The sequence below is a fragment of the Candidatus Phytoplasma palmae genome (genome assembly GCF_046896035.1).
GTDB lineage: Bacteria > Bacillota_I > Bacilli_A > Acholeplasmatales > Acholeplasmataceae > Phytoplasma > Phytoplasma palmae.
The window spans coordinates 1-7,233 of sequence record NZ_JBIPDD010000011.1 but is presented as its reverse complement, the minus strand read 5'-3'; the positions used below and the strand labels follow the sequence as shown (position 1 = coordinate 7,233).

Below are 7,233 nucleotides of genomic sequence, written 5' to 3'. Positions count from 1 at the left end.
GATGTTCGTGATACGTGAAATCACTCATAATTAGGCATCATTTCGCGCCCATATTTACCTTTTGGAATATTTTCATTATATAAAATAAATTTTGAATTTTCTTTGTTAATTTTCTTTTGCTTAATAATCGAAAAACTCCTTTTTAATCAAAAAAATTTAAATAAAATAAATAAAATATAAAAATAAAACATAAAAAAAATATATTAATTTGTATATTATTTTTGCAATAATTATTAAAATATTCAATAATAATTAATTTTTTTATTTTTGCTTATAATAAACTTTTCTTTTCTTTTAATAACGCTTTTATAAAAATAAATTTTAAATTTTTTTCAAAAAAATATAAAATAAATTAAATTTAAGTTTATAAATTATATAAATAAGCATAATATTATTTTAATATATTTGATTCAATAAAACAATGTTTTTATAATTTTTTTATTTATATAAAAACATTAAAAATAATTAATAAATTTTTTTTGAATTTTAAACATAACAATAGACTAGAAAATTTTTAAAAATTGTAAAAAATAAAAATTTTTATATAAATTTTTAACCATATATACATCATTTTATTAAAGTAAGTTTAATTTGATAACAAATATAAAAATTGTTATAATGAAAATGTAGCAAGAAGAAAAAAGTTCCTTATATGAATAATCTTTATTTTAATTTTATAAATTTTTTACCAAAAAAAAAAAAAATATAACAAAATTAGGAGGATTAGAAATAAAGGATTTGTTTGAACTTAATATAAAAAAATCAAATAATAAGAGAAATTGTATTTCTTTTAATTGTATATACGTATTTATTTTTTCCTTACTTTTTTTAGTAAATTTATTTTCATCAGAAGTTGTTTTGGCTTCTAATTCAAATGAAAAAAACAATTTTGAAGAAAAAAATCAAAATTCTGATTCTATTGTTTCGAAAGAAGATGTTAATTCAAAGAATCAAAACGATCAAAAAAAAGAAGAAGTTAAAAACGAAGATAACAAAACAAAAACTTCTGATTCTGATGTAGTTGCTGCTGAAAATGTTATTCCAAAACCAAAAAGAAAGTATAACAAAAGAAGCGACAAAGACAAAGATAAAGAAAAAGAAGTTAAAAACGAAGATAACAAAACAAAAACTTCTGATTCTGATGTAGTTGCTGCTGAAAATGTTATTCCAAAACCAAAAAGAAAGTATAACAAAAAAAGAAGCGACAAAGACAAAAATAAAGAAAAAGAAGTTAAAAACGAAGATAACAAAACAACAAATTCTAACGATGTTTTGAAAACCAAATCTTCTTTTGCTGATAATAAAGAAGAACGTGATGATTTATTAGATATGTTACATCATGAAGAAGAATTAGCAAAAATTAGAGATCAAAAAGTCATCGATAATAAGAAAACAACTTTAGAATTTATTGAAAAATTAGTATCAAAACTAAACAAAAATAATAACAAAAATAATAATAACGAATCTAAAAATGGAAAAAATAATACAATCATATTAATAGAAGGTAATTATTTTAACTTAGATAATAAATTCAATATTAATAATTCAAAAACAGAAAAATTAGAATTAAAAGAAAGTAATAACAATAATTTTAATATAGAAAAAAAAAATTATGAAAATGATGATGAATTAGAAATAGAATATTATGAAAAATCTTCAGATTCAGATTCAGAAGAAGATGAAGAAGATGAAAATTTTTCACATGTTATAAATACTGGAAGTTTCGTTGATTATACTGATGTATTATTTATGATATTTTTCATTTAATAATTTAATATTCATTAATTAAACGAAAAACAGATTCATTTGGTTAAATTTTAAAAAAAATAAGAAATTTAAAAAAACACATTTATTTACTTCTTTTGTATATATTTTAAGAAAAATTCTAATCTAGTATAATTTTGTTTCTCTATTAATATAATATAACGAAAAAATACAAAAATAATTACCTGAGAAAATAATAAATAGAAATATAGGTAAGAAACAAATTTAAAATTTTATTCTTCTCTTTTCTAATTTTGTAAAATAATTTTTTTAAAAAAAAAAAATATATTAAAATTAGGAGGTTTATAAGGCTTTGTTAAAAAAAGAAGAATTAAATAAAAACAATAATAAATTAAATTATTGTTCTTTTATTGTAACGTTTTTTGTATTTTTTTCTTCAATAATTATTTTATCATTAACACCTAATGTTGTTTTAGCCTCTAATGATTCTAATGTTGATGATTGTAATAATAATACAAATAAAGAAAGTCTTGATACAATTGATACAACAAAACAATTTTCTTTAGGAGAAAATAAAAATATCATAAAAGATTCACAAGAATCTGAGGAAACAACATCAGATAATAATCCCTTGGCAAAAGTGGAAGAATACCAAATTAAAGATATCATTTCAACTGAACAGACAGATGATATTACAGTTCTCCCTGAGCCTGAAAAAAGTCAAACTATAACATTTTACAGAACACTTAAGGGTTCTACTCAAGAAGTAACATCATCTAGTTTAGATTCTATAGAAACTAAATCTAATCTAGCAACATCAAAAACTATATTTGATTTAACACTTGCATTGAGAGAAGCGTATAATGATGCATCACATAAAAGAACTATAAGACACGCAACTTCTTTGATCAATGATGATATTTTAGATGTAAAAAGATGGGGTTTCATAAAAGTAGATCGTTTTACTAAAGAAAAATATGATTATGATGGATTAAAAGATGTCATAATAGAAACAGTTAATGGTATTTATGAACAAGCATTGAAAGTTAGTAAAACTAGATTAGATTCAGAATATCAATATATTCTTGATTTTCTAGACAGTCATTATAAAAGTGTAATTGACGCTGCAGTTAATAGTCTTTGGTATCAATAAATAATTAAAAATTAATTTAACAGTTTAACTTTAATCAAAGAAATTTCAATTTTATTGAAAAAGCTATTTATGTAAAAACATAAATAGCTTTTTTTAAAATTTTAGATAAATTATTTTTTTATAAAAAACACCATATTTACGTTATTTTATAAACATTTATTTAATTTGATAACAAATATAAAAATTGTTATAATAAATTTGTAGCAAGAAGAAAAAAGTTCCTTATATAAATAATCTTTATTTTAATTTTATGTTTATGAGATTTTTTTAAAAAAAAATTTTAAAACAATTAGGAGGATTAGAAATAAAAAGTTTTGTTTATTCAAGGTAAAAAAAAAATTAAATAAAAAAATTTTAATTTCATATGGATTTATTTCTATAGTTATTTTCTTCTTAATTCTGTTAATAAATTTCTTTTCATTAAAAGGAATTTTCGCATCAAGTTCTAAATCTTCAAAACAACAAGAAAAACATATCATAATAAAAGAAGAAAAAAACAAAAATCATGATGCTAAAAATATTGTTTATGATAATGATTTCGATGATTATTTTGTTTATGATGAAAATAACGATTACATTTCTTGCTTAGAAAAAAATAAAAAATTTTCTAAAATTATAACGCAACATAATCAATATGAAAAAGGTTTTAGAAAAAGAAAATTAAAAAAAATTAGAAGGAATGGAGATAAAGAGTTTTGTTTAGAAAAAATAAAGAATTTTTAAGTTTATATAAATTTATATTTACAACTATTTTCTTTTTAATTCTATTTTCAATAAATTTATTTTCATTAAAAGTAGTTTTTGGAGCGTCATCTTCAAAATCTTTCAACAAAAAAACAAGAAGGTTATTATTTAACTAATTATTTAACTAAACTAAAAAGCAAAATTGATAAACCAAAAGAAGAAGACATAAAAAGTGAATGTGACGAAGAATATGAAGAACATCATAATCCTAAATATTGGTCAGAATTAAATAAAAGTTTGTCTAAAAAAATTTCTTTAAAAGAACAAAAAAAGGAAATTGAAAGACAAAAATCTAACAACCTTCCTCATCATAGAAGTAAAAGTGAAGAGATTGGTGAATCAAAAACAACAAAATTTCATTCCTTTAGGTTCCACAGTTAATTAAAATAAATTTTCTATTTTCTATCCATATATTTATTTTCTTCTTAAGTTTATTCATCAATAAATTTATTTTCAATAAGAGTATTTTTCAATCGTCTGCTAAAAATATAAAATTTTTCAAATCATTAATAAAAAGTATTTATACCCAAAAATCATTTCATGAAAAAACAAAATCATTTTTTGCCGAATGAATTTGATTTTTTGGATATGGATTATGATAATGATTATGTTGAAAATAATGATTTCAATTATTTGTTAGAAAAAATATAAAAATTTCTAACATTTATAAAAAATAATAAAATAAATATAAAAAAACCTTTTTTAAAAAACCAAAAAATTAGGAGGACTGAAATAAAAAGTTTTGTTCAATAAAGATAAAAAAAATTTAATTCCAATTAAATTTATATCTATAATTATTTTTTCCTTAATTTTATCAATGAATTTATTTTCATTACAAAGGATTTTCGCATCATCCGGTGAACAAAATCGTAGAAAAATTGAATTTCAAGAAGTTTATGATTATCGTGATGATGATAATAATGACTTTTTTCTAGAAAAAGATAAAAAACTTTCTAAAATTAATGATAATTTAGTTTCTTTAGAAAAGAAGAAAAAAACTTCATCAAAAAACAACATTAAACTTGATGAATTGAAAAAAGTAGTTTGTAATTTTATTGAAAAAGCAGTTTCAGAAAACATTACACAAGACGATGAAAATGTTAAAAAAGGACAAGATTTATTTATAACATTAGAAAGCACTGCTTTTCAAATAGAAAATCAAAATAACGAAAAAATAGATTTGACAAATTATAAAAATAATGATTCTGTCAAATTAAAAACAAAAATCTTTATAAATGAACAATGCGATCCAAATATAGAAAATAATTACGCTATAGATTATGTTGAAGAAAAACATGATAAACAAAAAAATGAAAGTTATTCTTACGTAATTCATAACCAATGTAATAATTCTAAAGAATTCTTTATAGTAAGTGAAATAGTATTTCAAACAATTATGCCAAAAATTAAATAAAAAATATAAAAATATTATTCATATGTTATTTTAATTTTATAAATAATTTAAATTCATTATAAATTCGATAAAAAACAAAATTTATTTAAGATTTCTGGTTTTCTAATTTTTATAAAAAATATATTAAAATTAGGAGGTTTATAAGGATTTTGTTAAAATTAAATAAAAATAATAATTTGAATTATTATTCAACTATTTTAGCGTTTCTTTTATTATCTTTTTCAATAATTTTATTCTTATTGCCTAATGTTGTTTTTGCCGTTTCAGAACATAATGTTCCTTCAGACGAAGAAAAAAAAATAGGCAATTTTATTGAACAATGTGATCGTTCCGAATCCAAAGAGATTCAAGCAAAATCAGATACAAATAACTCATCTTTTGAATTAGATTTTAGAAAAATCATTCAAAGTGGTCAAGAAGAAGCTACAGTTAAAGATGTAGTTTTAACTGATAATTATGGTAACAAAATTGTAAGATACACTAGAAGCATTGTAGGAGATACTGTTAAAGTTTTTCAGAAAGATATTCTTTCTAAAAAAGATAAAGTAAACTTAACAGCTTCTAAAACTATTAACAACTTAACTGAGGCATTATTCAATGCTTACACAGATGCTACTCATAGAGCAGTTATAACGCATACTACAGATTTCATAACTGATGAAGTTTTATCTGTAGACAGATGGGATGAAGTTGAAGTAGACCGTTTTGTTAAAGCAGAATTTGATTATGATACATTACAAGGTTTAATTGTAAAAATAACAAATGGTCTTTATAATCAATCAGTTTTAAAATCAAGAGAATTAATAAAACAACCAGAGTGTCAATTTGTTATTGATTACATAGAACATCATATGATTAAAGAAATAGCTAGCGTAGTTAATGGTCTTTGGTATAAATAATTAAAATTAATTTAACAATTTAACTTAACTTTAATCAAATAAATTTCAATTTTATTAAAAAAGCTATTTATGTAAAAACATAAATAGCTTTTTTTTATTTTTTTAAATAATTTAATTTTAGAATTTTAGAAAAATTGATTTTTTTATAAAAAACACAATATTCACGTTATTTTATGAAAATTTATTTAATTTGATAACAAATATAATAAAAATTGTTATAATAAATTTGTAGCAAGAAGAAAAAGTTCCTTATATGAATAATTTTTATTTTAATTTTATGTTTATGAGATTTTCTTAAAAAAAAAATTTAAAAAAAATAAAAAGTTTTGTTTATTCAAGGTAAAAAAAAAAATTAAATAAAAAGTTTTAATTTCATATAGATTTATTTCTATAGTTATTTTCTTCTTAATTCTGTTAGTAAATCTATTTTCATTACAAAAGATTATTTTGATTATGATGAAAATAACGATTACAATGATAACTTATAAAAAAATAAAAATTTTCTAAAAGTCCAAACATAATCGATATGAAAAAGGTTTTGTATTTTGTAAATAAAGAAAATCAAAACAATAGAAGGGGTGGGGATAAATAATTTTGTTCAGGGTAAAAAAGAATTTTTAATTTTATATAATTTTATATTTAAAATTATTTTCTTTTTAATTTTATTATCAATAAATTTCTTTTCATTAAAAGTAGTTTTTGGAGCATCATCTTCCAATCTGGACAATTCAAAATCTTTCCAAAAACAAGATAGTCGTTTAACTAGATCAAAAAGCAGCAAAAATTTTGTTCCTGAAGAATTTCAAGCTTTTTGTTTTGATGATGAACTTGAAACAAAAAGTGATTGTGAAGAAGAATATGATGAAAATAATGATTATGATTATTGGTTAGAAAAAAATAAAAAATTTTCTAAAAAACTTTCTTTCAAAATAAATGAAAAAAACACTTCAGAAAAATTAAAAGAAGTAAAAGTAAAGAATTTTGCACAGAAAAAACAAAAAAAATTGGTTCCTTTAAGTATTCTCGATTAAATTAAAGTTTCTGTCTTCTATCTATAATTATTTTCTTCTTAAGTTTATTTATCAATAAATTTATTTTCAATAAAAATATTTTGAAATCATCTACTAAAACTATCTATAAAACCAATATTTCAAATTATTAAAAAAATAAAAAAAGATAATAATTATTCAAAAAAAATAATTTCTTTTTTTTAAAAAAGAAAGAAAAAAATCATGTTTTTCTTAATGAATTTGATTTTTTGGATATGGATTATGATAATGATTATGTTGAAAATAATG

Annotated in this window: 6 protein-coding genes; all 6 read left to right on the top strand. The window is 19.7% G+C overall.

The features are described from left to right. The first annotated feature begins 738 nt into the window (after positions 1-738). A complete protein-coding gene (locus ACHMP6_RS01510) occupies positions 739-1,767 on the top strand; it encodes a hypothetical protein (RefSeq protein ID WP_412097770.1) in 1,029 nt (342 codons plus the stop codon). 310 nt (positions 1,768-2,077) lie between these two features. Further along, the gene (locus tag ACHMP6_RS01505; protein WP_412097769.1) at positions 2,078-2,878 is read left to right on the top strand and encodes a hypothetical protein; all 801 of its coding nucleotides are present in this window, start codon (positions 2,078-2,080) and stop codon (positions 2,876-2,878) included. 801 nt (positions 2,879-3,679) lie between these two features. Next, positions 3,680-4,003: a hypothetical protein gene (locus ACHMP6_RS01500; RefSeq protein ID WP_412097768.1), complete on the top strand. Its 324-nt coding sequence runs from the start codon at positions 3,680-3,682 to the stop codon at positions 4,001-4,003. A 361-nt stretch (positions 4,004-4,364) separates the two neighbouring features. Next, positions 4,365-5,036: a hypothetical protein gene (locus ACHMP6_RS01495; protein WP_412097767.1), complete on the top strand. Its 672-nt coding sequence runs from the start codon at positions 4,365-4,367 to the stop codon at positions 5,034-5,036. A gap of 149 nt (positions 5,037-5,185) precedes the next feature. Further along, positions 5,186-5,935: a hypothetical protein gene (locus ACHMP6_RS01490; RefSeq protein WP_412097766.1), complete on the top strand. Its 750-nt coding sequence runs from the start codon at positions 5,186-5,188 to the stop codon at positions 5,933-5,935. A 578-nt stretch (positions 5,936-6,513) separates the two neighbouring features. Continuing rightward, positions 6,514-6,966, top strand: a complete 453-nt coding sequence (locus ACHMP6_RS01485; RefSeq protein ID WP_412097765.1) for a hypothetical protein — start codon at positions 6,514-6,516, stop codon at positions 6,964-6,966. The last annotated feature ends 267 nt before the right edge of the window (positions 6,967-7,233 follow it).